General features: G+C 62.3%; 2 protein-coding genes. Both read right to left on the reverse strand.

What is annotated here, in order from left to right:
• Positions 1-67: 67 nt before the first annotated feature.
• Positions 68-832 (reverse strand): IS21-like element helper ATPase IstB, encoded by a 765-nt coding sequence (gene istB, locus B9Z31_RS15255; protein WP_089957672.1) that lies wholly within the window; start codon positions 830-832, stop codon positions 68-70.
• Complete coding sequence (gene istA, locus B9Z31_RS15260) at positions 829-2460, reverse strand: IS21 family transposase (protein WP_100120413.1); 1632 nt, start codon at positions 2458-2460, stop codon at positions 829-831. The genes istB and istA overlap by 4 nt, the downstream gene beginning before the upstream one ends.
• Positions 2461-2605 lie beyond the last annotated feature (145 nt).

Raw genomic sequence — 2605 nt, forward strand, 5'->3', positions numbered from 1 at the left:
CCCTGATGGCCAGTCCAAATTCCCCCACCCGTGGCCACCCCAAATTCCCCCAGGCAGCGCCGTCAGATTATGACGTTTCCGGATTGACGACCAAGCGAGCAGCCGCCTCCTTGAGCCTGTAGCTCTTGCCCTCAAACTCCAGCATCGCGCAGCGGTGCATCAACCTATCCAGGATCGTGCTGGCCATCGTGGCATCCCCCAAATACTTGCCCCAGTCCTGCACCACCCGGTTTGATGTAACCACCAACGCTCGGCGCAGCTTGTAGCGCTGGTGCACGATGGCCTGCAATGCCTCTGCTGCCTCCGCCGTGATTCGCCTGGCCAGAAACAAATCGTCCACGATCAACAAATCCGGCTTGACCCACTCCCGCAGCAAATTCGCCCTGTCTTGGCTACCCGCCAGCGCATACCGCGCAAACTCGGTGTCCGCCTCCAGATACCGCACGTCATAGCCCTGCAGCGTGGCCTGGTACGCCAGCGCCTTGGCCACATGGCTCTTGCCCGTGCCCGGTTTGCCCACAATCAAGGCATTGGCCCCTTCGGTGATGAACTTCAAGGTGTGCAACTCAAAGCACGCCGCCCGGGGTATCTTGGGGTTAAAGCGCCAGTCCAAGTCCGCCAACGAGGCCTTCTCATCGAGCCCTGAACGCTTGTAGCGGCGATCGAGCAGCACCGATCGGCGCCGCTCCAGCTCGTCTTGCAGCAACGCGGCGAAGGTCTCCAAGAATGACTCCTGGCTGGCCTGGGCCTGCATCGCTCGGGTGGAAAGGGTTTGCTGCATGCCCGACAGTCGCAGCTGGCGCAAAGCGTTGTCGATCTCAGTCATGTTCATGCCTGACCTCCTTGGGCCGCATCCATGGCACGGCTCACGGCCGCACCGGCGAGCATGGCCGCATGGGTGAACAAGTCCGCATACTCGTCGGCCTGGCGAATAAGATCATGCTGCTGGGCCAGAGGGTCATCTTCAAGTGCACCGGCATCACCGACAGAGCCATGGTTTGACTCCTCGTCCATGCTCGCCATCGCGCTGGCAAACAAACGCTCGCTCAAAGTCTTGACATGGTTGTAGCTGTAGACCCCTTGCGCCAAGGCTTGGGCACAGGCGCCGTCAATGCAGCTGCCCGGGTAGCGTTTGGTCAATCCCACGATGCCCCACAGCTTTCTTTGGCCCACCCGGCCCTCGGCTGCAAACATCAGCTCACACAGGCGGCTGGCGTGCTGGCCGATTTCTTTGGCCTGGCGCAGGATCAACCGCGTCTCGCGAGATGGGTTGAACACCCGCTCGTCTGCGGGCAGCACCACCGAGCCGGGCCGCTCGGCCTTAGCGTGGGTGCGCAGCAAAGCGCCTTGCAAATCCCGGATCTCGATGCGCCGCTCAAAGATGCGCACCAGCACTTTTGAGCCGATGGCTGCCGGGCGGGCGGCGTAGCTGCTGTGATCGACCCGCACGCAGCTGTCATCGCACACGGTGCGCACGCCTTGCGTGAAGTACTGCATGCCCAGCAGGGGCAAGGGCTTGAGGTGTCGGCGTTCGGCCTCGAACATGGCCTGCACCTGTTGGCGCTCGCTGCCGTGGATGCGCTTGGAGGCCCAGTTCGTCTCCCAATGCTCCAGGTGCTCGTTCTGGGCCTCGATCGATTCAAAGCGTTTGCCCTTCAAGGCGGTGGCCTGGGTGTGGCCGATGGCGTGCTCCACCGTGCCCTTGCGGTTGGGGTCGCGCACGCGGGCCGGATCGGCCACCACGCTGTAGTGGTCCAGCATGGCCGCATACACCGGGTTGAGTTCGGGCTCGTACAAATCGGGCCTGAGCACGCCCTCCTTGAGGTTGTCCAGCACCACGTACTGGGGGCAGCCGCCAAAGTAGCGAAATGCTTGCTCGTGCAACTGGGCCCACACTTGTTGGCTGGACTTCCAGACCACCCGGCGGAAACTGCGCCGGGAGTGGCGCAGTGTGGCGACAAATAAACGGGGCTTCTTGTAGCGATCGGTGCCGGGCACCAAGGTCGGTGCACCCTCGCCGTAGTCGACCTGCATCTCTTCGCCCGGCAAGAAGGACAGGCGATCAAACTGTTCGGGTGCCTTCTGGCGCAAGGCACGCACAAAGCGTTTGACGCTGTTGTAGGCCCCGGTAAAGCCGTGGGCATCGACCAAGTCTTGGTAGATGCCCATGGCGTTGCGGCGCAAAAGCAACTGGGCCTGGATGAAGTCGCGGTGGACTTCGCACAGGCTGGCGGAAGTGGAAACTGGAGCCGGTGGCCAGGGTGGGGGAATTTGAGTGGCCACGGCCTCAGAGCCGGTGGCCACCCCGGGGGAATTTGCGGGGTCAAGCAGCCAGCGCTGGTGGTAGCTGCGAATGGTTTTGCGGTCGATGCCGGTGATGCGGGCAATCTCTCGCTGGGGAGTATTGCGCTGCAGCAGCGTGATGACGGTGGCGCGTTGGTTGGGTTTCAAGACATTCACTCCTTGGCCTTCCTTCGAGGAAGGTCAGAACATGCGTCCTGCCAACAGGTGCCGACGGTGTCGGCGTTGAACCCCTGTCCCCGATCAATTCAGGTGGGGGAGTTTGAGGTGGCCATAAGTGGGGGAATTTAGGTGGCCATCAGGG

It is taken from the genome of Limnohabitans sp. G3-2 (assembly GCF_002778275.1).
In the GTDB taxonomy this organism is placed as follows: domain Bacteria; phylum Pseudomonadota; class Gammaproteobacteria; order Burkholderiales; family Burkholderiaceae_C; genus Limnohabitans_A.

What these genes read in the sequence shown, in the direction of transcription:
- istB (WP_089957672.1), bottom strand. Translation starts at nt 832, where the DNA reads ATGAACATGACTGAGATCGACAACGCTTTGCGCCAGCTGCGACTGTCG.